Here is a 22,550-nt window from a genome sequence, read left to right as displayed (position 1 = left end):
TGACCGGGCGCCGCCTCGCTCGCCGCGTTCAGCGCATCGCGCCGTACAGGCGATCGAGGTCGAGGCTCGCGGCCAGCGTGTCGGCGAGCCGCTCCAGCGACGCCTCGCGCAGCGCCGGGTAATCGACGCTCTGCGCCGCGTCGAGACCCGCCCAGCGCAGCAGCGCAGCGCACGCTTCGGGCGTGTCGAACAGACCGTGCACGTAGGTCGCGAGAATCTGGCCGTCCGCTGATTGCGCACCGTCCATGCGCGCTTCGGCCTGCGCCTGCTCCGCTTCCCCCTCGACCGATTCGATCCGCACCGCCGGCTGCGCCAGCGCCGCGCCGCGCGTCACGCCCATGTGAATCTCGTAGCCGCGCACGGGTGCACCGGCTTCTGTGCCGCCGTCGCCAGAATCCAGCGCAAGCCGCCCGGTCACGTTGCGCAGCGCCTTCTCGCGCGTCAGTTCGGTCTCATAGTCGAGCCAGCCGAAGCCCGCCGTCGCGCCGGGCTCGCCTTCCACGCCATGCGGATCGGCAATCGCGCGCCCGAGCATCTGCATGCCGCCGCAAATCCCGATCACGCGCCCGCCATAGCGCAGATGCCGCGCGAGCGCGCGTTCCCAGCCCTGCGCGCGCAGCCACGCGAGGTCGTCGCGGACGTTTTTGGAACCCGGCAGTATCACGAGATCGGCGCTCGGCGGCGCTTCGTTCGTGCGCACGTAACTGAATTCGACCTGCGGATGTGCGCGCAGCGCGTCGAAGTCGGTGTGATTGCTGATGTGCGGCAGCGCGGGCACGACCACGCGCAGCGTCTGCCCGCCCGCCTGCGCGTGCGTGTGCGCGGCGCCCGGCAGCATGTCCTCGGCGTCGAGCGTCAGTCCGTGCAGATACGGCACCACGCCGAGCACGGGCTTGCCCGTCTGCGCTTCGAGCCAGTCGAGGCCCGGCTTGAGCAGCCCCGGATCGCCGCGAAACCGGTTGATGATGAAACCCTTCACGCGCGCGCGCTCGCTCTCCGAAAGACAGGCGAGCGTGCCGATCAGATGCGCGAACACGCCGCCGCGGTCGATATCGGCGACCAGCACGACCGGGCAATCGACGGCTTCGGCAAAGCCCATGTTGGCGATGTCGTTGGCGCGCAGATTGATTTCGGCCGGACTGCCCGCGCCCTCCACGAACACTGCGTCATAGCCCGCGCGCAGCCGCCCGTACGATTCGAGCACGGCCACGCGCGCGAGCGGCTTGTAGTCCTGATACGCGCGCGCGTTCAGATTCATGCGCGCCTTGCCGTGGATGATGACCTGCGAGCCGAGGTCGCTATTCGGCTTGAGCAGCACGGGATTGAGGTCGGTGTGCGGGGCGATGCCCGCGGCGACGGCCTGCAAGGCCTGGGCGCGGCCGATCTCGCCGCCGTCGGCGGTCACCGCGCTGTTGAGCGCCATGTTCTGCGGCTTGAACGGCGCGACCCGCACGCCCGCGCGCCGCGCGAGACGGCACAGGCCGGCGACGAGCGTGCTCTTGCCGGCGTCGGACGTGGTGCCCTGGATCATGAGCGTGCCCTGCGGCACGACAGGGACGGCGGGCACGGCGGATTTCGAAGCGGACATGGTCGATACGGAGTGCGGTTGCGGCGCAAGGCCGATGAAGCGGCTATGAAGCGAATGCGCATTATCCCATCGCATGCGCCCGCAATCGGCTAGCCGGATGGCCGATCGGCCGTCCGGCCAGGCCCGCCAGCGCCGAACGCCGCGCCAGACTCAGCGCAAGGACGGCACACCGAGCCGCTACAATCACGCGATGATTTCGCGCGACCTCACCTTCATCGTCGGCGGCGCGCGCTCGGGCAAGAGCGCGCACGCCGAACGCCTCGCGGCCGACAGCGGCCTGCCGGTCACCTACATCGCCACGGCGGCCACGCCCTCGGGCGCGCACGCCGACGCCGAATTCGCCGAGCGCATCGCCCACCACCGCGCGCGCCGCCCCGCGCACTGGGGTTTCGCCGCCGCGCCGCTGGATCTCGCCCAGGCGCTCGACGCGCACGCAGCGCCGGGCCGCTGCGTGCTGATCGACTGCCTCACGCTCTGGCTCGTCAATCTGCTCTGCCCGCCCGATTCCGAAACGCCGCGCGCCGACTGGCAAGCGCGCCTCGACGCCTTCGCCGCCGCCTGCGAGCGCGCGCGAGGCACGGTGCTGGTGGTCAGCAACGAGATCGGCATGGGCGTCGTGCCGATGGGCGCGGCCACGCGCCTCTACGTCGACGAACTGGGCCGCCTGAACCAGCGCGTCGCCGCGCTCGCCGACCGCGCGACGCTCGTCGCCGCCGGCCTGCCGCTCGTGCTCAAGGCGCCGGGAGCAGGACGATGCTGAGCCTGCCCGTCACCGCCGCGCTCGCCGTCGCCGGTGTCGCCGTCGACCGCTGGTTCGGCGAGCCGCGCCGCGCGCATCCGCTGATCGCCTTCGGCAACTACGCCCAGCGCATCGAAAAACGCTTCAACACGGGGCGGCGCGGTCGTCCGCTCGGCCTCGTCGCGTGGCTTGCCGCCGTCGCGCCGCCGGTCCTGATCGCCATGCTGATGTGCGCGCTGCTGCCCTGGCCGCTCGCGTGGGCGCTGCACGTGGCGCTGCTGTGGTTCGCGCTTGGCGCGCGCAGCCTCGAAGAACACATCGCGCCCATCGCCCGCGCGCTCGCGCAGCGCGATCTCGCCGCCGCGCGCGAGCTGACCGCGCGCATCGTCTCGCGCGACACCGCCCACGCCGACGCCACCGCGCTCTCGCGCGCCGCCTGCGAATCGGCGCTCGAAAACGGCAACGACGCGATCTTCGGCGCGCTGTTCTGGTTCGCGCTCGCGGGCGGCCCGGGCGCGCTGGCGTTCCGCCTCGCCAACACGCTCGACGCGATGTGGGGCTACCGCACGCCGCGTTTCCTGCGCTTCGGCTGGGCCGCCGCGCGCATCGACGACGTGCTCAACTTCGCGCCCGCGCGCCTCACCGCCCTGAGCTACGCGCTGCTCGGCGACACGCGCGTGGCGCTGCGCTGCTGGCGCGAGCAGGCGCCGCGCTGGGACAGCCCGAACGCCGGTCCGGTGATGGCGGCGGGCGCGGGCAGCCTGAACGTGCTGCTCGGCGGCGCGGCCGTCTATCACGGCGCGGTCGAGGAGCGCCCGGCGCTCGGCGCGGGTTCGCCGCCGCGCGCGCAGGACGTCGACGCCGCATTGCGTCTCGTCGAACGCACGACGCTGTTGTGGCTCGCCGTGATCGTCGCGCTGGCTTTCGTGAGCGTGGCGACCCATGTCTGAGCGCGCCATCTCATCGACGACGACCGGCAACGCGCCGCGCACGATCGCGCATGGCGGCAATCTGCACGAGGCGGCGCGCCGCTACGGCATCGCGTGGGAAACGTGGATCGATCTCTCGACGGGCATCAACCCGCACGGCTATCCGGTGCCGCCGGTGCCCGCGTCGGCGTGGCGTCGTCTGCCCGAGGACGGCGACGGTCTCGCCGACTGCGCCGCGCGCTATTACGGCGCGCCCGACGCCGCGCACGTGCTGCCTGTCGCGGGCAGCCAGGCCGCCATCCGCGCGCTGCCCGCCCTGCTGCCGCGCGCGCGCGTAGCCATCGCGCCGCTCACTTACGGCGAGTACGCGCCCGCCTTCGCGCAGGCCGGTCACACGGTCGTGCCGCTCGACGTGACGCATCCCGATCTGCCGGACGATGCAACGCACGCCATCGTCGTGAATCCTAACAATCCCACCGCCACGCTGATCGAGCGCGAGACGCTGCTGCGCTGGCACGCGCAACTCGCGGCGCGCGGCGGCACGCTGATCGTCGACGAAACCTTCGCCGATGCATTCGTGGATACCTCCGCGCGCTCGCTCGCCGACTCGACCGATCGCGCGGGCCTCGTGGTACTGCGCTCGCCCGGCAAGTTCTTCGGCCTCGCGGGCGCGCGCTGCGGCTTCGCGCTCGCCCAGCCCGCGCTGCTCGCGGCCTTGCGCGAACGCCTCGGCGCGTGGACGGTGAACGGCCCCGCGCGTCACGCCGTCATGCACGCCTTCGCCGATACCGCGTGGCAAACCGCGATGCGCAAGCAACTCGCGCGCGAAGGCGAACGGCTCGCGGCGCTGCTGCGCGCGCACGGCTTCGCGCCGCGCGCCACGCCGCTATTCGCGTGGATCGAAGACACGCGCGCCGCGCAATTGCAGGACGCGCTGGCCGCGCACGCAGTGTGGACGCGCCGCTTCGACACGCCCGCGAGCCTGCGCTTCGGCCTGCCCGCATCGGAGGAAGAATGGCAGCGCTTCGAGACCGCGCTCGGCCTGGCCGTGGCCGCGCTGAAGGCGTCGCGCTGATGCACCGCTTCGCCGCGTCCATCGCTTGCGCTGCATTCACGGCGAGCACGGCGCACGCCAGCGTCAGCGCCGTCGACGACGCGGGCAACACCATCACGCTCGCCGCGCCTGCGCAGCGCGTGATCAGCCTCGCGCCGCACGCCACCGAACTGATCTACGCGGCGGGCGGCGGCGCAAAACTGGTCGGCACCGTGAGCTATAGCGATTACCCGCCCGCCGCGCTGAAAGTCCCGCGTATCGGCGATAACCGCGCGCTCGATCTCGAACGCATCGCCGCGCTCAAGCCCGACCTGATCGTGGTCTGGCGGCACGGCAACGCGCAGCAGCAGATCGACCGCCTGCGCGATCTGCATATCCCGCTGTTCTTCAGCGAGCCGCATCGTCTCGACGATGTGGCGACCTCGCTCACACGGCTCGGCGCGCTATTCGGCACCGACGCCACCGCGCAGGCCGCCGCCAACACGTATCGACACGACATCGCGCAACTACGCACGCGCTATGCGCAACGCGCGCCCGTGCGTGTGTTCTACGAAGTCTGGGATCAGCCGCTCATGACGATCAACGGCGAGCACACGATCAGCGACGCCATCACGCTCTGCGGCGGCCGCAATGTGTTCGCCGCGCTGCGCCCGCAGGTGCCGACGCTCTCGACCGAAGCGGTGCTCGCCGCGAATCCCGATGCCATCGTGACCGCCTCGCCGGGCGCCACGGCACCGGACCAGCCGCTGCCCGCGCTCGATCGCTGGCGCGCGTGGCCGCAACTTTCCGCCGTTGCGCACGGCAATCTGTTCGCCATCGACGGCGACCTGCTCTCGCGCGCGGGTCCGCGTCTCGCGCAGGGCACCGAGCAGTTATGCAAGGATCTCGATCAGGCGCGTACGCGCGACGCGGCCAGCAAGGCGAATTAATTCGCCATCCGAATCAATCACGCGTTCCAGCGCGCCAGTTGCCACTCGCCGCTGTGCAGATCACGGCGCAGCCACACGATCGCGGCCATTTCCAGCGGCCATTTCGAACAACGCGCAAGCGGTAGCCCGAGCGCACGCGCCGTAATCGCGCGGATCACGCCCGCATGCGCGACCGTCCACACGCAGGCGCGCGGCGCCAGACTCAACGCGCCGAGCCCTTCGAACCACGCCGTCACGCGCGCGTCGAACTGCGCGACGCTCTCGCCGCCATGCGTGCGCGCGTGCTCGAAATCGGCGGCCCAGGCATCGATCTGCGCGCGCTCGATGGCGTCCCAGCGCTGCATCTCCCACGCGCCGAAATCCATTTCCGCGAGACGCACATCGTGCTGCGGCGTCATCGCCTCATGACGCTGCGCGAGCGCATCGGCGACGCCCGCGCAACGCGAAAGCGGACTCGACTCGATACGGTGCGGCGCGCGCACGCCGAGCGCCGCGAGCCGCGCGGCAATCGACGACGCGCCCGCTTCGATGGACGCCGCGAGCGGCACATCGGTACTGCCGTAGCAGACGCCCGCCTCGACCGCGACGGCCGGATGGCGGATCAGTACGAGATCCATGCGAGCCCCACGAGATAGATCGCCAGTTCGAAGACCTGCTGCGCGAAGCCGAGGCAATCGCCGGTATAGCCGCCGATGCGCCGCACGAAATAGCGGCCGAGCACGTAACGCAGCGCCATCAGCACGACGACCGTGACGAGGGCCGCGCGCCAGTCCGGCCACGCGGGCCACAGCAGCCACGGCAAGCCAAACAGCAGCGCACAGCCGAGCGCCGCCGCGCCCATGCGCTGCGCGACCGGCTTGGCCTTGCCCTCGGGCCGCACGTATTCGTGCGTCACGAGATAGCTGATCGCGAACGCACGGCTCGCCGCGTGGCCCGCGATCATCAGCGTGGCCGCGCGCAGCGGCGGCAGCGCCGCGAGCGTCTGCCACTTGAGCAGCAGCGCGATCACCGCGCCGATCGCGCCGAATGCGCCAACGCGCGAGTCGTGCATGATGCGCAGCACGTCCTCGCGCGTGTAGCCGCCGCCGAACGCATCGAGGCAATCGGCGAGACCGTCTTCATGGAACGCGCCGGTCGCGAGCAGCGTCGCCGCCATCGACAGCAGCACAGCCACGCCGGGCGGAAACACGCGCAGTGCCGCCAGATAGACAAGCGCCGCGAGCGCGCCGATCAACGCGCCGACGAGCGGAAAATAACGCGCCGCCGCATTGAGCCATTGCGGCTCGAAGCCGACCCAGCGCGGCACCGGCACGCGCGTGAAATAGCCGAGCGCCGTGAAGAAGTAACGCAGTTCCGCGAGCGGATTCATCGCGGGCTCAGTGGCCTGCGCCGCTGTTATGCGCGCCGTGGTCCGCACCATTGTCCGCGCGATCGTCCACGCCCGCCGACTCGAAGCTCGCCATCTCGTTGAGGAAGGCCACGGCCGCGCGCAGCAGCGGCACCGCGAGCGCCGCGCCCGTGCCTTCGCCGAGGCGCAGATCGAGCGCGAGCAGTTCGCGCCCGCCGAAATGATCGAGCATGCGTCGATGTCCCGCTTCGTTCGACGCATGCGCGAACACGCAGTAATCGCGCACGTTCGGCGCGAGCGAATCGGCGACCAGCAGCGCCGACGTCGCGATGAAACCATCGACGAGAATCGCCATGCGCTGACGCGCCGCTTCGAGAAACGCGCCCGTCATCATCGCGATTTCGAAGCCGCCGAAGGTGGCGAGCACGTCGAGCGGCTCGCGCACGTCAGCGTGCTTCGCGAGCGCCGCCGCCAGCACGTTGCGCTTCTTCGCGAGGCCCGCGTTGTCGAGACCGGTGCCGCGCCCCACGCATTCGTCGATGGGCACGTTGCACAGGCGGCTCATCAGACACGCCGCCGCCGACGTGTTCGCAATCCCCATCTCGCCGAAGCCGATCACGTTGGTGCCGAGCGCCGCGTGATGGCGCACGCGCGCCGCGCCCGCCGCGAGCGCGCGGATCGCTTCGTCGCGCGTCATCGCCGGTTCGTGTGCGAAGTTGTGCGTGCCGCGTGCGATCGGCACGCTGACGAGCTGCACCGAGTCGGGCAGCGGCGCGGCCACGCCTGCATCGACGATTTCGAGTTCGAGGCCGCCCACGCCGCTGAACGCGTTGATCGCCGCGCCGCCCGCGAGGAAGTTCGCGACCATCTGCGCGGTGACGGCCTGCGGATACGGGCTCACGCCTTCGTGCGCGATGCCGTGATCGCCCGCGAACACGATCATCGCGGGACGCGTCACGCGCGGTTGCGTGCTGCGCTGGATCATGCCGAGCTGACGCGCAAGCGTTTCGAGGCGGCCGAGGCTGCCCGGCGGTTTGGTCTTGGTGTCGATCAGATGTTGCAGCGTGTCGCGCAGCGAAGCGTCGAGCGGTTCGATGGTCAGCAGGTCGGAAAGCGTCGTGGTCATAGGTCGGTCGTTTGGGTTCGGATCGCGCGCGTTGGTGTGTGTCGCCGCGCGCGACTGAATAGGCATCGGAATTGAGTTGGCGTTCGATCAGCGCGGCGTCGGTGATGATTCGTTCGTGGAGCCGTTCGCGGCCCCGTTCGCAGATCCAAGCGCAGGCACCAGCGCTTCGTGCGGACCGTCGCGGATCAGCACGAGCGCATGGCCGAACGCGTCGCTCGCGCGCTCGGCCGTCAGCACCTCGCGCACGGGGCCCGCGTGAAAGCCGCCGCGTCCGTCGAGCAGCAGCGCGTGCGTTGCGAAACGCCGCGCGAGATTGAGATCGTGACACGAGAGCACGACGGCGCGCGAATCCATGCGGACCCACTGCGTGAGCGCGTCGAGGCACGCGATCTGACGATGCAGATCGAGATGCGCGAGCGGTTCGTCGAGCAGCAGCAGCGGCGCATCCTGACACAGCACCGCCGCGAGCGCGACGCGCTGACGCTCGCCCCCCGAGAGCGAAAGCACGTCGCGTTCGGCAAAGGCTTCGAGGCCGAGCGCGGCGAGCGCCGTGTGCGCGGCGGCGCGGTCGTCGTCGCTTTCCCAGCCCCAGCCCGCGAGATGCGGATAGCGGTTGAGCAGCACGGTATCGAGCACGCTCGCGCTGAACGCGTCGCGCACGTCTTGCGGCATCAGCGCGCGGCGTTGCGCGAGTTGCACCGGCGGCCAGTCGCGCAGCGTCACGCCATCGACTTCGACATGGCCCGACGCCGCTTCGCGCAAGCCCGCGAGCGCGCAAATCAAGGTGGTTTTGCCCGCGCCGTTCGCGCCCGCCACGCACCAGATTTCGCCCGCGCCGATGTCGAGCGTGAGGCCATCCACGAGCGTGCGCGAGCCCGCACGCAACGTGAGCGCGTGCGTCGCGAGCAGGGGCGATGCGATCGGCACGGACGTCATGAGAGCGGCGCTCATCGCGTGCGTCTCCGCAACAGCATCCACAGAAATACGGGCACGCCCGCGAGCGCGGTCACCACGCCGACCGGCAATTGCGTCGGCGCGGCCACGGTGCGCGCGACGAGATCGGCGCCCATCACGGCGAGCCCGCCCGCGAGCGCGGCGGCAGGCACGAGCATGCGCTGGTCGTTGCCGAACGCGAGCCGCAGCATATGCGGCACGACGAGCCCGACGAAGCCGATGGTGCCGCCCGTCGTCACCGCCGCGGCGGCCGCGAGCGAGGCCGCGAGATAAACGCCTACGCGCAGTCGCAGCACCGGCACGCCGAGCGCCTGCGCGGCGGCATCGCCGCGCAACAGCACGTTCAGACGCGGCGCGGCGCGCACGGCGAACGCGAGCACGACGGCAAGCGCCGCGAAAGCGGGCCACGGCGCGGCCACGCCGTTGAGATCGCCGGTCAGCCAGAACAGCATGCCGCGCAGACGCGCATCGGGCGCGAGCGTCAGCAGCAAGGTGATCAGCGCGCCCCACCCGGCCGCCGTGACGGCACCCGTGAGCAGCAGACGCGGCGCGCTGTCCTGCGGTTCGCCGCGCCACAACTCGCGGCGCGCGAGACCGAGCACGAGCAGGATCGACACGAACGCGCCCGCACAGGCGCTCGCCTGCACGGCCCACGTCGCGAGGCCCGCGATCATCGCGCACAACGCGAACGCCGCCGCGCCGCCCGAGACGCCGAGCACATACGGCTCCGCGAGCGGATTGCGCAGCAGCACCTGCAGCAGCGCGCCCGCGAGCGCGAGCAACGCGCCGCACGCGAAGCCGCCGAGCGCGCGCGGCACACGCAAGGTACGGACGATTTCGGTGGTCATGTCGCTCGCGCCGCTGAGTGGCATCGACGTCGATGGCGCGAGCGCATGCAGCGCCTGCGCGAACGTCACCGGCACGCTGCCGATCAGCAGCGACGCCGCGAACACCACGAGCGCCGCGAGCGCGAGCACGCACCAGATGACCGCCGCGCGACGCGCGTTCATGCCGCGACGCGGCGGCGCGCCACGCGCGCCAGGCGCGTTCGGCGAGCGCTCGCGCGCGTGGCGCGGTTCATCGGGACTGGCGGTTCGCATCCTGGGTTCGGCGTGGCTGGGGTAATGGCGCGCTTACGTGCGGTTCGTGCGGTCGGTGCAGTACGTCGCGGCGTGTCGCAAATTCGAGATGTCGAGATGTTATAACGCGCTGCGCATTTGGCTGCGGATTCTCGCATCGGCATCGCGAGGCCAGGCATCGCGATGCCTACGCTGCGGGATGCACAAACGGATGCACGTCGGATGTAAATCGGACGTCCATCGGAAGCACTTCGGAAGCACTTCGTGCCCTCATTCGCAAGGCGCACTACACGCGCAAACAAAATGCAGCCGAAAAAAGGCGCAAAAAAATGAGGAAGTGGCGTCGAGCGAACGTCAAGAAAGCGCGATTATTGCCGTAAACGTGGCGATCGAACGTGAGCGCGCTTCGGACTCTGCTCGGCAAAATATGTTCCCGCAGCGCCATGCGCAACACGTCAAAGTTCAAAAAACGCAAGATGCAGGCACGAAGCGGGGCTGTTACGTCTGGAAACGACGCAATTATCGGAATACGCCGCAATCCGCGCTAGAATGCCTGTCTTTAGAGGACGCAGCACATGCTCAACGAACTCGAAACACTCTCACAAAACATCGGGCGGCTGATCGAGATCAATCAGCGCCATCACGAAGCACGCGTGGCGCTCGAAGAGCAACTCGCACAACTTCAAGCGCAATGCGAAGCCACGCGCACGGAACTCGAGCAGGTGCGCGAAGAGCGCAACGCGCTGCAAGCCGAACGCGATGGTCTGTCGGCCAAGATCGACGACGCCCAGGTCCGCCTGAACGCGATCCTCGAAAAGCTGCCGCGCGCACGCGCCGGCGCCGACCGTGACAGTCAGCTCGATCTGCTCGAACCGCAGCAAAGCGCCGACGACGACAACGCCGCTCGCCACGGAGAAAATGCATGACGACCAAACAGATCGAAGCGACCATTCTCGGCCAGAGCTATCGCCTCGCCTGTTCGCCTGAAACCGAAGCGGCGCTGCTCGAAGCGGTGGCGCGCGTCGACGCGGAAATGTCGAAGATCCGCAATCACAGCAACGTGCGCGGGCAAGACCGCATCGCCGTCATGGCGGCGCTTTCGCTCGCCTCGGAACTGCTGCGTTTGCAGACCAGCGTGCGTCACGGCGAAGCATTCCCTGCCGAGGAAATCCGTCGTACAATGCGCCAAATGAATGAACAGCTTGGCGCAGTGATCCAGCAATATGGCGTGCAGTAAAACCGCCGCTGAATAATGCGCTAGAATGGTCTTCATCGAAACGTAGGAAGTGAATACGTTTCTAAACAGGTTTAAGCAGCTGTGGTTGTCATCAACGGCAGTTGCAATCAGTTCAGCTTCCCTGCCTGGTTCGCCAAGGTCATATATTCCTTGAACCAATGCCATGTGCACGGTTGCGGAAATTTGTAGCACGGGTGTGCGCGTCACTTGTCTGATGTACCCGAAGTGCTGCTAACTGCGACCAATTCTGAACCTCAGGTTCAGGATGCCGGCCTAGCGGCTAAGGCGGGGACCTATTCGAACGGCATCGGACACGCGTCCGATGCCGTTTTCCTTTTGTCGTCCCCTTTCTCCCCTTCTCCTTCGAATCGATCTTCACGTCATGCGCTACTGGCTGATGAAGTCCGAACCCGACGAAGCGAGCATCGACGATCTCGCCAACGCGCCGCAGCACTCGCTGCCCTGGACCGGCGTGCGCAACTATCAGGCGCGCAACTTCATGCGCGACACCATGCAGATCGGCGACGGCGTCCTCTTCTATCATTCGAGCTGTCCCGAACCGGGCATCGCGGGCCTCGCGCAAGTGTCGTCCACGGCGTATCCCGATCCCACGCAGTTCGATCCCAAGAGCCCTTACTACGACGCGAAATCCACGCAGGAAACGCCGCGCTGGATGCTCGTCGACGTGGTGTTCAAGAAGAAGTGCGCGTTGATTCCACTCGCCACGCTGCGCGAGCATGACGAACTCGCGGAGATGCGCGTGCTCGCCAAGGGCAATCGCCTTTCGATCACGCCGGTCACGCGCGCCGAGTGGGACTTCATCACGAAGCGGCTGATGTAGCCGCGATGTAGCCTGATATCCAGCGCTCAATCTTCAAACTTTGCAAAACAGCCCGCGCGCGGGAACCCGCAAGGGAACCCCACACGCGGCGCATCGCCTAACCAGCACGCCCGGCCGCATCACACAACCCGCCGCGGCCCCGTACATGCAGCCGACACGCGCGCGCGAACTTCAGCACAATCATGCGCTCGTGCCGGGGCGCGTCTGCACAGTGAACACACAGGCAGCCGCGCGATGTAGCGGGCAGCCGCGCGCCGCTGGCGCACTCGTTCTGCAAGGAGCCTCAATGAAGAAAAGAACCGCCGTCACGCTCGCCGCTGCACTTTCCGCCGCCATTCCGCTCGCCCTGACGCTCGCGCCCAGCGCCGCATTCGCGCAGAGCGACGCGCGCTATCAGCCCTCGGGCGTGCTCTCGCTGTCGGCCCAGGCGAGCGCCGAGGTGCCGCAGGACGTCGTCACGATCACCTTGTTCTACGAGCAGGAAGCGAGCGATCCCGCGTCGCTGACCGCCACGCTCAATCAGCGCGCCGACTCGGCGCTGCAAAAGGCCAAGGGCGTCGCCGGCGTGACCGCGCGCTCGGGCCAGTTCTCGATCTATCCGTCCACCGACCGCGACGGCCGCATCTCCGCATGGCGCGGCCGCACCGAGGTCGTGCTCGAATCGCGCAACTTCGCGGCCGCGTCGAAACTTGCGGGCGACATCTCGTCGGTCATGCAGGTGGGCAACGTGGCGTTCTCGCTCTCGCCCGAAGCGCAGCGCGCCGCCGAGCAGAAGCTGTCGAGCGAGGCGATCGCGTCGTTCCGCGATCAGGCGTCCGCGAATGCGCGCGCGTTCGGCTACAGCGGCTACGCGATCCGCGACGTGAACGTGGGCCACTCTGGCGTGCCGCCGCGTCCGATGATGATGATGAGCGCGCGCGCCGCCAGCGCCGACGCGAAGATGGCACCCATGCCGCTCGAAGGCGGTACGTCCACGGTGACGGTCAACGTCTCGGGCTCGGTGCAGATGAAGTAAGCGCAACGCGCTCGCACACGGGCACACGCTCGCGCAAAACAAAAAAGCCACGGCAGACGCCGTGGCTTTTTTCATGACACTTCAGCGTTTCGCTTCAGCTTTTCGCGGCAGCCGTCTGCTGCGTACCATTCGTGCGCTTCGCGCGGCGATACGCCCAGATCATCAGCAGCACGCCCACGATGATCATCGGCAGCGAGAGCCACTGCCCCATCGACAGACCGAGCGCGAGCAGGCCGAGGAAGTCATCGGGCTCGCGCGCGAATTCCACCGTGAAGCGCGCGAGGCCGTAGCCGATCAGGAACATCGCCGAAATAGCGCCCACGGGACGCTGCTTGCGCGAGAACAGGATCAGCACGAAGAACAGCGCAATGCCTTCGAGCGCGATCTCATACAGCTCGGACGGATGGCGCGGCAGCAGATGATATTGCGCGAACACTTCGCCCAGATGCCACTTCGCGGCCAGCGCCGGATGCGTTTGCAGCCAGGCGGCGTCGTCGTTTGCGGCGCCGGGGAACATCATCGCCCACGGCGAATCCGGCGAGGTCACGCGGCCCCACAGTTCGCCGTTGATGAAGTTGCCCAGACGCCCGGCGGCGAGACCCGTCGGCACCATCGGCGCGACGAAGTCGGTGACCTGCAGCCACGTGCGGCCGCGCTGCCACGCGAACAGGACCATCGCGAAGGTCACGCCGAGGAAGCCGCCGTGGAACGACATGCCGCCTTCCCACACCTTGAAGATGTCGAGCGGATGCGCGAAGTACCAGCTCGCCTTGTAGAACAGCACGTAGCCGAGTCGCCCGCCGAGGATGGTGCCGAGCACGCCGTAGAACAGCATGTCGTCGATGTCCTTGGCGGTCCAGCCCTGCGCGGCCACGTAGGGCAAGCGCAGGCGCAGACGGCCGATCACGATCGCGAGAATGAAGCCGACGAGATACATGAGGCCGTACCAGCGCACGGCGAGCGGCCCCAGATGGATGGCGACGGGGTCGAAATTCGGGTGGATGAGCATCGTGAAGTGGATTCTTGTCGGCGGTGAGCTTGAAAGCGGGTTGCAAGATACGCCACGCGGGTTGCACGTTACGCGGCGCCGAGGGGTGACATTATCGCCGACGCCGGGGCGTGCGAGCCAAAATGCACATGTCGCGTTGACTCGGGATTTTAAGGGACAGTGATGAAGGCGCCGAGCACACGCCTCCGCGGCGCAGACTTCACGCGTCCCGCTTTGCGTTCACCGTCGCCGCATGCGCACGCACGATCTCGATGAAGGCCGCCAGCACCGGGCTCACCTCCTCCGCGCGCCAGACGAGCCCCGTTTCGATCGTCGGCACGGCCTGCGCGAGCGGCCGGTAGACCACGCCCGTGCGCCGCAGATGCCGCAGCGATTGCGGCACGAGCGCGACGCCCATGCCCGCTGAGACGAGGCTCACGATCGTCTGCATCTGGATCGCCTCCTGACCCACGCGCGGCGCGAGCCCGGCCGCGCCGTAGCAGTCCATGATCGTGTCGTGGAATCCGGGGGCCAGATGACGCGGAAACACGACGAGCGGCACATCGGCGAGATCGTGCAGGTTCACGGGCGTGGCGCACCAGCCGTCGTCGGCGTCCGGCTCGACATCCGCCACGGCTTCCGGCCCGCCGATCTGCGCCGAGAGCGCGGCAGGCATCGCGATCACCAGCGGCTCGCGCGCGACCGGCAGATACGCCAGCTGCGCCGCGTGGCGCGGCGGCACGGGCGCGATCACGAGACCCGCGTCGATGCGCCCCGCCACCAGTTCGTCCACCTGCACGTCGCTGGTCGCCTCGGCCAGTTGCAGGCGCACGCGCGGATAACGCGCGCCGAAGTCACGCAGCAAGAGCGGCAGCAGCCCGTAGTCGGCGGTCGAGACGAAGGCCAGCGCCAGCACGCCCGCCTCGCCGCGCGCGAGGCTCTGCGCGAGCGGCCGCAGCGCCTCCGCCGACGCCAGAAGGCGCCGCACCTCGGGCAGCAGGTCGGCGCCCACGGCCGTCAGTTCGACCGAGCGGCGCGTGCGCGCGAACAGTTCCACGCCCAGCGCGTCTTCGAGCGCGCGGATCGCCTGCGAGAGCGGCGGCTGCGTCATCGACAGTCGCGCGGCGGCGCGGCCGAAATGCTGCTCCTCGGCCACCGCCACGAAGTAGCGCAACTGGCGCAGATCGGGACTCGCGAGACTCATCGTGCGCGCTCCATTGATATGTTTTCCGACTCAATAAGCCACGAATAATATATTGGACATTGCGCTCGCGACACACCATCCTGACACGCACGTCCCCACAACAATCGCAATCGAGACACGGAGCGTCCCCATGGCATACAACCGTCGTTCGAAGCACATCACGCAAGGCGTCGCGCGCTCGCCGAACCGATCGATGTTTTACGCGCTCGGCTACGAGAAGGCCGACTTCGACAAGCCGATGATCGGCGTCGCCAACGGCCACTCGACCATCACGCCCTGCAACGCGGGCCTGCAACGGCTCGCCGACGCCGCCGTGGACGCAATCAAGCGCGCCGACGCCAACGCCCAGACCTTCGGCACGCCGACCATCTCCGACGGCATGTCGATGGGCACCGAAGGCATGAAGTACTCGCTCGTCTCGCGCGAAGTGATCGCCGACTGCATCGAGACCTGCGTGCAGGGCCAGTGGATGGACGGCGCGGTCGTGATCGGCGGCTGCGACAAGAACATGCCGGGCGGCATGATCGCGCTCGCGCGCATCAACGTGCCGGGCATCTACGTCTACGGCGGCACGATCCGGCCGGGCCACTGGAAGGGCAAGGACCTGACCATCGTCTCGGCGTTCGAGGCGGTCGGCGAGTTCACGGCGGGCCGCATGAGCGAGGAGGATTTCGAGGGCGTCGAGCAGAACGCGTGTCCGTCGACGGGCTCGTGCGGCGGCATGTACACGGCCAACACGATGAGTTCGTCGTTCGAGGCGCTCGGCATGTCGCTGCTCTATTCGTCGACGATGGCGAACCCCGATCAGGAAAAAGTGGACTCGGCGGCGGAGTCGGCGCGCGTGCTCGTCGAAGCGGTGAAGAAGGATCTCAAGCCGCGCGACATCATCACGAAGGCGTCGATCGAAAACGCCGTGGCGCTGATCATGGCGACGGGCGGCTCGACCAATGCGGTGCTGCACTATCTGGCCATCGCGCACGCCGCCGAAATCGACTGGACCATCGACGACTTCGAGCGCATGCGCAAGAAGGTGCCGGTGATTTGCGACCTGAAGCCCTCGGGCCAGTACGTCGCCACCGATCTGCACGCGGCGGGCGGCATTCCGCAGGTGCTCAAGCTGCTGCTCGACGCGGGCCTGCTCAACGGCGACTGCATGACCATCACGGGCAAGACGATCGCCGAAGAACTCAAGGACGTGCCGTCGAAGCCGCGCGCCGACCAGAAGGTGATCTATCCGATCGACCAGGCGCTCTACAAGGAAGGCCACCTCGCGATTCTCAAGGGCAACCTCGCGACCGACGGCGCGGTCGCCAAGATCACGGGGCTGAAGAATCCGGTGATCACCGGCCCGGCGCGCGTGTTCGACGACGAGCAGAGCGCGATGGACGCGATCCTCGCCGACAAGATCCAGGCCGGTGACGTGGTCGTGCTGCGCTACCTCGGGCCGAAGGGCGGACCGGGCATGCCGGAGATGCTCGCGCCCACTTCGGCGATCATCGGCAAGGGGCTCGGCGAAACGGTCGGGCTCATCACCGACGGGCGCTTTTCGGGCGGCACGTGGGGCATGGTGGTCGGGCACGTCGCGCCCGAGGCGTTCGAAGGCGGCACGATCGCGCTCGTGCAGGAGGGCGATTCGATCACCATCGACGCGCACAAGCTGCTGCTGCAGCTGAATATCGATGACGCCGAACTCGCGCGCCGCCGCGCCGCGTGGAAACAACCCGCGCCGCGTTACACGCGCGGCGTGCTCGCGAAGTTCGCGGCGCTCGCGCGGCCTGCCAACAAGGGCGCCGTCACGGGCTAGGCACGCGGTCCCGGCACAGCGGCTGTGACAACGCAAAGGGCGCACGGAAAATCCGCGCGCCCTTTGCTCTTATAATGCGTCGACACAGCCGGCGCCTACGCTGGCGGAGACCAGCATGAAACAGAAGTCGCAAGCGAAGAACAAGACAGCGACGCTCGCCGCCGCGCTCACGCTCACGTTCGGCCTCGCCGCGTCGGACGCGCAGGCGCAGAACGGGCCCGGCGGACTCGCCCTGGCCCAGCAGCAGAACTGCATGAGCTGCCATTCGGTCACGCGCACGTTCATGGGGCCCGCGCTGCGCGACGTGGCCGCGAAATACGCAGGCAAGCCCGACGCGCAGAACTATCTCGCGCACAAGATCGCGGAAGGCAGCAGCGGCGTCTGGGGGATGGTGCCCATGCCCGCCAACACGCAGTTGAGCCCTGGCCAGGCCGCGACGCTCGCGAGCTGGATTCTCACGCTGAAATAACGAACGAAGACACGCAGAACAGCGCACGCAGAACAGCGCACGAAGAAGCGCGTACAAAGGAACGCGCAAGACAGCACGCGCAATCAAGACGCGTGCGGCGCGCGCACATCGTGACGCGCCGCAGCGAAAGCGATCAGCGAAGCAAGATCAGGAAGCGTGCAGACGCGCTGCACATCACGCCGCTCAGACTTCGTGAGAACCGGTATGTCCGGCGCGCGCGGCCAGCTCCTCGCGCACGGCGGCCTTCACCCAGCCCTTCAATTCCGTTTCGAGCGCGAGACCGATCTCGCGTGAAACCTGCCCGACGATCCAGTGCGCGTGCTCCTGCATCGCGGCGCTGCAACGCGCCTCGATCACGCCGCGCCCTTCGCCGGTGAGCCAGCTCAAGGCGCGTCCGCGCAGACGCTCGACGAGCGCGTCGGCGTCGTGAGCGAAAAGACCTTCGGGTTCGTAAGCCGCCGACGATGGCGCGGCAGGTTGAGCAGAAGGCGGCGCGGAGAACTGCGGCTCTGATGCCGCATGTGCCGCATGCGCCGCCGCGAACGCCGCGACGCCCGCGGGCAACGCCGGCTCGGGCGGCACGAACGACATGTGCGGCTCGAAGCGGTCGACCAGTTCGGGCAGATCGTCGTGCTCGACAGGGCCGGGGGCAACCCGATGATCGGCATGGGCGGCTTCGTCCGCATGAACGGCCGCATGGGGCGCATCGGCCTGCGGCGCCGCAACGTGCTCGAACGGCGAGCGCGCGCGCAGCAGGTTGCCGTTGACCAGCACCTCGTCCAGCATGGGAATCGGCGCCTCTTCGACGTCGTGGAGATCGGGCATGATCGCCTCCTTCGAAAGTCGGTCAAGCAAGGCGAGGCGCGTCAACTGCCTTGCTTGTAGTTGTTCAGCGCATAGCCGCGATCGCGATAGAAGCGGTAGCGCTCGCGCCCGGACGCGAGTTCCTCGGGCGCGTCGCCGATCACTTCGAGCAGGCGCTCGAAGCGGGCGAACTGCGGCGGCACCTCAGCGCCGAGATTGAGCAGCACGCGATGATGCGGCGCGCGCTCGAGGTCCGTGGCGAGCACGATGGGCGTCTCGGCCGCGTGCGCACTGTCGGCCATGCAATGCGGCACGAAGTCGAGCGGCGAAAACGTCCACAGCATCTCGTCGAACGCGCGCAGGCGTCCAGGCTCGGCCAGCACCACTGCCTGCTGGCCCGCCTGATACGCCTTGCGCACGAGACGGCACGCGTACAGCAGCGAGTCGCCGACATTCGTATGAAAGTCGATGCGCGTCATGCCCGCCCCGCCGCTATTTTCATGCCTGCCCCGCGTTGCACTGCCTGCATCATTGCGAAGCGCGATCGATCAGGAATTGCGCCAGCAGCGGCACCGGACGGCCCGTCGCGCCCTTCGCCGCGCCACTCTTCCATGCGGTGCCCGCGATGTCGAGGTGCGCCCACGGATACGCTTCGGTGAAGCGCGAGAGGAAGCACGCCGCCGTCACGCTGCCCGCCGGACGCCCGCCGATATTGGCGAGATCGGCGAAATTCGACTTCAGCTGATCCTGATACTCGTCGTCGAGCGGCAGACGCCAGGCCGGATCGCTCGCTTCGCGCGAGGCGTCGAGCAGCTCGCCCGCGAGCGCGTCGTCCTTCGAGAACAGGCCGCTGTTGTGATGACCGAGCGCGATGATGCAGGCGCCCGTCAGCGTGGCGATGTCGATCACGGCGGCCGGCTTGAAGCGTTCGGCGTAAGTGAGCGCGTCGCACAGGATCAGGCGGCCTTCGGCGTCGGTGTTGAGCACTTCGACCGTGAGGCCCGCCATCGTCGTGACGATGTCGCCCGGCTTGGTGGCGTTGCCCGCGGGCATGTTTTCGCACGCCGGGATGATGCCGATCACATTGAGCTTCAGGCCCATTTCGGCGACCGCGCGGATCGTGCCGAGCACCGAGCCCGCGCCGCACATGTCGTACTTCATCTCGTCCATGCCCTCGCCGGGCTTGAGCGAAATGCCGCCGGTGTCGAACGTGACGCCCTTGCCGACCAGCACGACCGGCGCCGACTTCGCGCTGGCGCCCTGGTAATGCAGCACGATGAATTGCGGCGGTTCGACCGAGCCCTTTGTTACAGAAAGAAACGAACCCATCTTGAGCGCTTCGATCTGACGCTGGCCCAGCACCTCGACCTTGAGCTTCCAGTCGCGCGCGAGCTTCTTCGCGGTGGCGGCCAGATAGGTCGGCGTGCAGACGTTGCCCGGCAGGTTGCCGAGGTCGCGCGTGAGGTCCATGCCGTTGGCGAGCGCCACGGCCTGCTTGGCGGCGACCTTCGCCACCTTCTCGTCGGCCGCGTCGACGCTGAACACCGTGCGCTTGAGCGCGCGCTGCGTGACGTCGGGCTTGCTCTTCATCTGCGTGAAGCGGTAGGTCTCGGTGCGCAGGACCTGAATGGCGGCGCGCACGCCCCATTCGCTGGTGCGCTCCTTGATAGGCAGCTGCGCGAGCGTGAAGGTCACCTGGGCGATGCGCGTGCCGAGGATCGCGCGCCATGCCGCACGGGCGGCATCGTTATAGGCTTTCTGGCCGAATGCATCCTGCTTGCCGAGACCGACCAGCAGAACCCGCGACGCGCCGATGCCCGTCACTTCGGGCAGGAACAGCGTGGAGCCGGCTTTACCGTCGATATCGCCGGCCTTCACGACGCGGGCGATCATGCCGCCGAGCGCCGCATTGAGCGCGAATGCCGCGCCCGAGAGGGTTTGCGCCTCGAAGACGCCCACCACGACGCAATCCGACTTGCCGGTCAGGAAGGGGCCTTCCCCGCCTTTGCTCCAATCACAGGCTTTTATGCTAAAGTCCATCGCGCTTGTCCTCGGATAAAATCAGGGCTTAGGATGAAAGCCGCAATTATCCGCTATTTTTCCCGCGGCGGCTCCTCGGCGGTTGCGCGAAAGGCGCGGCGCCTGGTCCGAGCCGCCCGCCCTGCCCATCTAGAATGATCTTCGAACGTTCCCTGCAGCGCGAACTCGCGTACACGGCTGGCGCTGTGTTCATGGTTCTGCTCACGATCATGCTGACGACGATGATGATCCGCATCGTCGGTTTCGCCGCTTCGGGCCAGATCGACCCGCGCGACGTGCTGGTCCTGATCGGCCTGACCGTGATCGGCTATCTCGCCGTGATGCTCATCGTCACGCTCTTCGTGTCGATCCTGTTCGTCCTCACGCGCTGGTACAAGGATTCCGAAATGGTCGTCTGGCTCGCCTCCGGGGTGAGCCTCACGCGCCTGATCAAGCCGATCGCCGTGTTTTCCACGCCGATCATCCTGGCGATCGTCTTTTTCGCGTTCATCGGCTGGCCGTGGTCGAACGCGCAGAGCAAGCTCATTCGCGCGCGCTTCCAGCAGCGCGACGAGGTGTCGCTGCTTGCGCCGGGTCAGTTCCGCGAATCGCCCACCACGCACCGCGTGTTCTTCATCGAGTCCATGAGCCCCGACCAGGGACGCGTGGAAAACGTGTTCGTCACGAGCACGGAGAACGGCAAGGTCAACGTCATCGTCTCGAAGACGGGCCACACGGAAACCACGAAAAACGGCGACCGCTTCGTGGTGCTCGAAAACGGCCGCCGCTACGACGGCGAGCCGGGTCATCCCGACTTCCGCATTTCCGAATTCCAGCGCTACGGCGTCAAGGTCCAGAGCCAGCCGGTCGTGAACACGCCGTCGGCCAGTTCGACCTCCACGCCCGATCTGCTGCGCCACCCCACCGAAGACAATCTCGGCGAATTCGCCTGGCGCGCGGGCCTGCCGCTGATCGCGATCAATCTGATGCTGCTGGCGATCCCGCTTGCCTATCAGAATCCGCGCCGCAGCCGCACGATCAACCTCGTGATGGCCGTGTTGATCTACCTCACGTACTCGAATCTGCTTAACGTCGTCCAGTCGCAGATCGAGCAAGGCAAGATGTCGTTCGGCCTCGGGATCGCGGTGCTGCATGTGATCGTGCTCGCGCTCGTGGTCTTCATTTTCTGGCTGCGTGTGCGCAACCGGCCGCTCTTTACACGCGCGATGTTCAGCCGCGCGTCGCAGGGGAACTGACCGATGCGCATTTACGAGAAATACTTCGCGCGTCAGGTGTACCTGACGTTCGTGTTCATCCTGTTCGCCTTCTCGGGTCTGTTCTTCTTCTTCGACCTGATCAACGAACTGAACTCGGTCGGCCACGGCAATTACAAGTTCGCCTACGCGGTGCTGCGCGTGGGCTTGCAGGCGCCGTCGCGGCTCTATGAAATCATTCCCGTCGCGGCGCTGATCAGCGCGATCTACGTGTTCGCGCAGATGGCGGCCAGCTCGGAATTCACGATTTTCCGCGTCTCGGGTCTCGCGACCGGCCAGGCGCTGCGCTCGCTGCTCAAGATTGGCGTGCCGCTCGTGCTGCTCACCTATCTGATCGGCGAAGTCGTGGGTCCGTACACCGACCAGCTTTCGGAGCGCGTGCGTCTCGAAGCGCTGGGCTCGGCCGTGTCGAGCAACTTCCAGTCGGGCGTGTGGGTGAAGGACACGCTCACGGCGCGCGTCGACGGCGAGCAGGTCACGCGTTTCGTGAACGTCGGCAAGCTGCAGCCGGACGCGACCATCACCGACGTGCGCATCTACGAATTCGACAAGCAGTTCAAGCTCTCGAACGTGCGCATCGCGAAGACCGGCACCTATCAGCCGCCGGGCCACTGGCTGCTCAAGGACGTGACCGACACCGAACTGACGAGCGTGCCGCCGCCGCCGAACACGCCGACCGACGCGCTCGCGCCCGTCTATCGCGCGAGTCAGACGGCGCTGCCCGAATACTCGCTGCGCTCGGAACTGACACCGCAGATTCTCTCGGTGCTGCTGGTGTCGCCGGACCGCATGTCGATGTTCAACCTGTTCCGCTACATCCAGCATTTGCAGGAAAACCATCAGGACACGCAGCGCTATGAAATCGCGCTGTGGCGCAAGCTGCTCTACCCGTTCGCGGTGTTCGTGATGCTGGTGCTCTCGCTGCCGTTCGCGTATCTGCATACGCGCGCGGGCGTGGTCGGCATGAAGGTGTTCGGCGGCATCATGCTCGGCATGAGCTTCCAGCTCGTCAACACGCTGTTCTCGCACATCGGCAACCTGAGCAGTTGGCCCGCGCCGCTCACGGCGGCCACGCCCGCGCTGATCTATCTCGCGCTCGGCCTGATCGGGCTGAAGTGGGTCGACCGGCACTAGCGGTGCACGTAGATC

General features: G+C 67.7%; 23 protein-coding genes and 1 other RNA gene. 13 read left to right on the top strand and 11 right to left on the bottom strand.

The window, feature by feature from the left end:
* Window positions 1-28: 28 nt before the first annotated feature.
* The gene (locus U4Y88_RS10115) at window positions 29-1,588 is read right to left on the bottom strand and encodes a cobyric acid synthase (RefSeq protein ID WP_321783721.1); all 1,560 of its coding nucleotides are present in this window, start codon (window positions 1,586-1,588) and stop codon (window positions 29-31) included.
* 190 nt (window positions 1,589-1,778) lie between these two features.
* Here U4Y88_RS10115 and cobU point away from each other — a divergent pair, with 190 nt between their 5' ends.
* The 4 genes from cobU to U4Y88_RS10095 are packed head-to-tail and all read left to right on the top strand — an operon-like array spanning window position 1,779 to window position 5,239.
* Window positions 1,779-2,348, top strand: a complete 570-nt coding sequence (gene cobU, locus U4Y88_RS10110; protein WP_321783719.1) for a bifunctional adenosylcobinamide kinase/adenosylcobinamide-phosphate guanylyltransferase — start codon at window positions 1,779-1,781, stop codon at window positions 2,346-2,348.
* Complete coding sequence (locus U4Y88_RS10105; protein ID WP_321783717.1) at window positions 2,342-3,277, top strand: CobD/CbiB family cobalamin biosynthesis protein; 936 nt, start codon at window positions 2,342-2,344, stop codon at window positions 3,275-3,277. The genes cobU and U4Y88_RS10105 overlap by 7 nt, the downstream gene beginning before the upstream one ends.
* Window positions 3,270-4,331: a threonine-phosphate decarboxylase CobD gene (cobD, locus tag U4Y88_RS10100; RefSeq protein WP_321783715.1), complete on the top strand. Its 1,062-nt coding sequence runs from the start codon at window positions 3,270-3,272 to the stop codon at window positions 4,329-4,331. Before U4Y88_RS10105 ends, cobD begins: the two co-directional genes overlap by 8 nt.
* Window positions 4,331-5,239 carry a cobalamin-binding protein gene (locus U4Y88_RS10095; protein ID WP_321783713.1) on the top strand — a complete coding sequence of 303 codons (909 nt, stop codon included), beginning with the start codon at window positions 4,331-4,333 and terminating at the stop codon, window positions 5,237-5,239. The genes cobD and U4Y88_RS10095 overlap by 1 nt, the downstream gene beginning before the upstream one ends.
* A gap of 17 nt (window positions 5,240-5,256) precedes the next feature.
* Here the strand turns inward: U4Y88_RS10095 and cobC are convergent, their stop codons facing one another.
* The 5 genes from cobC to U4Y88_RS10070 form a co-directional block, all read right to left on the bottom strand.
* A complete protein-coding gene (gene cobC, locus U4Y88_RS10090) occupies window positions 5,257-5,856 on the bottom strand; it encodes an alpha-ribazole phosphatase (RefSeq protein ID WP_321783711.1) in 600 nt (199 codons plus the stop codon).
* Window positions 5,841-6,608 carry an adenosylcobinamide-GDP ribazoletransferase gene (locus U4Y88_RS10085; protein ID WP_321783709.1) on the bottom strand — a complete coding sequence of 256 codons (768 nt, stop codon included), beginning with the start codon at window positions 6,606-6,608 and terminating at the stop codon, window positions 5,841-5,843. Before U4Y88_RS10085 ends, cobC begins: the two co-directional genes overlap by 16 nt.
* Before the next feature lie 7 nt (window positions 6,609-6,615).
* On the bottom strand, window positions 6,616-7,713 hold the full coding sequence (gene cobT / locus U4Y88_RS10080) for a nicotinate-nucleotide--dimethylbenzimidazole phosphoribosyltransferase (protein ID WP_321783707.1): 1,098 nt from the start codon (window positions 7,711-7,713) through the stop codon (window positions 6,616-6,618).
* Window positions 7,714-7,800: 87 nt separating this feature from the next.
* Complete coding sequence (locus U4Y88_RS10075) at window positions 7,801-8,664, bottom strand: ABC transporter ATP-binding protein (RefSeq protein ID WP_321783705.1); 864 nt, start codon at window positions 8,662-8,664, stop codon at window positions 7,801-7,803.
* Entirely contained in the window at window positions 8,661-9,677 is a 1,017-nt protein-coding gene (locus tag U4Y88_RS10070) for an iron ABC transporter permease (protein WP_321783895.1), read from the bottom strand. Before U4Y88_RS10070 ends, U4Y88_RS10075 begins: the two co-directional genes overlap by 4 nt.
* 644 nt (window positions 9,678-10,321) lie before the next feature.
* On the opposite strand from U4Y88_RS10070, the gene U4Y88_RS10065 reads away from it, so the two are divergent.
* The 5 genes from U4Y88_RS10065 (at window position 10,322) to U4Y88_RS10045 (ending at window position 12,839) form a co-directional block, all read left to right on the top strand.
* The gene (locus U4Y88_RS10065; protein ID WP_176080467.1) at window positions 10,322-10,672 is read left to right on the top strand and encodes an ATPase; all 351 of its coding nucleotides are present in this window, start codon (window positions 10,322-10,324) and stop codon (window positions 10,670-10,672) included.
* Window positions 10,669-10,983: a cell division protein ZapA gene (locus U4Y88_RS10060; RefSeq protein ID WP_027816635.1), complete on the top strand. Its 315-nt coding sequence runs from the start codon at window positions 10,669-10,671 to the stop codon at window positions 10,981-10,983. The genes U4Y88_RS10065 and U4Y88_RS10060 overlap by 4 nt, the downstream gene beginning before the upstream one ends.
* 115 nt (window positions 10,984-11,098) lie before the next feature.
* A non-coding RNA gene (ssrS, locus tag U4Y88_RS10055) (6S RNA) lies at window positions 11,099-11,279 on the top strand.
* Between the two features lie 86 nt (window positions 11,280-11,365).
* On the top strand, window positions 11,366-11,824 hold the full coding sequence (locus U4Y88_RS10050; RefSeq protein ID WP_065057379.1) for an EVE domain-containing protein: 459 nt from the start codon (window positions 11,366-11,368) through the stop codon (window positions 11,822-11,824).
* Between the two features lie 286 nt (window positions 11,825-12,110).
* Complete coding sequence (locus U4Y88_RS10045; RefSeq protein WP_224013925.1) at window positions 12,111-12,839, top strand: SIMPL domain-containing protein; 729 nt, start codon at window positions 12,111-12,113, stop codon at window positions 12,837-12,839.
* A gap of 94 nt (window positions 12,840-12,933) precedes the next feature.
* Here U4Y88_RS10045 and lgt read toward each other — a convergent pair whose 3' ends face one another.
* A complete protein-coding gene (lgt, locus tag U4Y88_RS10040; protein ID WP_321783703.1) occupies window positions 12,934-13,848 on the bottom strand; it encodes a prolipoprotein diacylglyceryl transferase in 915 nt (304 codons plus the stop codon).
* 199 nt (window positions 13,849-14,047) lie between these two features.
* Window positions 14,048-15,031: a LysR family transcriptional regulator gene (locus U4Y88_RS10035; RefSeq protein ID WP_321783701.1), complete on the bottom strand. Its 984-nt coding sequence runs from the start codon at window positions 15,029-15,031 to the stop codon at window positions 14,048-14,050.
* A 130-nt stretch (window positions 15,032-15,161) separates the two neighbouring features.
* Here U4Y88_RS10035 and ilvD point away from each other — a divergent pair, with 130 nt between their 5' ends.
* Both ilvD and U4Y88_RS10025 read left to right on the top strand, forming a co-directional pair.
* Window positions 15,162-16,835, top strand: a complete 1,674-nt coding sequence (gene ilvD / locus U4Y88_RS10030; RefSeq protein ID WP_310633678.1) for a dihydroxy-acid dehydratase — start codon at window positions 15,162-15,164, stop codon at window positions 16,833-16,835.
* Window positions 16,836-16,950: 115 nt separating this feature from the next.
* Window positions 16,951-17,304 (top strand): c-type cytochrome, encoded by a 354-nt coding sequence (locus tag U4Y88_RS10025; RefSeq protein WP_224013933.1) that lies wholly within the window; start codon window positions 16,951-16,953, stop codon window positions 17,302-17,304.
* 183 nt (window positions 17,305-17,487) lie between these two features.
* Here U4Y88_RS10025 and U4Y88_RS10020 read toward each other — a convergent pair whose 3' ends face one another.
* Genes U4Y88_RS10020 through U4Y88_RS10010 form a run of 3 tightly spaced genes read right to left on the bottom strand, consistent with a single transcriptional unit; the run spans window position 17,488 to window position 20,148 of the window.
* Window positions 17,488-18,129 (bottom strand): DUF2486 family protein, encoded by a 642-nt coding sequence (locus U4Y88_RS10020; RefSeq protein ID WP_310633999.1) that lies wholly within the window; start codon window positions 18,127-18,129, stop codon window positions 17,488-17,490.
* 41 nt (window positions 18,130-18,170) lie between these two features.
* Window positions 18,171-18,587, bottom strand: a complete 417-nt coding sequence (locus tag U4Y88_RS10015) for a DNA polymerase III subunit chi (RefSeq protein ID WP_065057321.1) — start codon at window positions 18,585-18,587, stop codon at window positions 18,171-18,173.
* Window positions 18,588-18,636: 49 nt separating this feature from the next.
* The gene (locus tag U4Y88_RS10010; protein WP_224013937.1) at window positions 18,637-20,148 is read right to left on the bottom strand and encodes a leucyl aminopeptidase; all 1,512 of its coding nucleotides are present in this window, start codon (window positions 20,146-20,148) and stop codon (window positions 18,637-18,639) included.
* A gap of 134 nt (window positions 20,149-20,282) precedes the next feature.
* Here U4Y88_RS10010 and lptF point away from each other — a divergent pair, with 134 nt between their 5' ends.
* Both lptF and lptG read left to right on the top strand, forming a co-directional pair.
* Complete coding sequence (gene lptF / locus U4Y88_RS10005) at window positions 20,283-21,383, top strand: LPS export ABC transporter permease LptF (protein ID WP_224013939.1); 1,101 nt, start codon at window positions 20,283-20,285, stop codon at window positions 21,381-21,383.
* A 3-nt stretch (window positions 21,384-21,386) separates the two neighbouring features.
* Window positions 21,387-22,535 (top strand): LPS export ABC transporter permease LptG, encoded by a 1,149-nt coding sequence (lptG, locus tag U4Y88_RS10000; protein WP_224013941.1) that lies wholly within the window; start codon window positions 21,387-21,389, stop codon window positions 22,533-22,535.
* The last annotated feature ends 15 nt before the right edge of the window (window positions 22,536-22,550 follow it).

Origin of the sequence: Paraburkholderia sp. J94, from assembly GCF_905220285.1 — a bacterium.
GTDB lineage: Bacteria > Pseudomonadota > Gammaproteobacteria > Burkholderiales > Burkholderiaceae > Paraburkholderia > Paraburkholderia tropica_A.
Note: the sequence above shows the minus strand (reverse complement) of the source record. Positions and strands in the feature narration are given on the sequence as shown.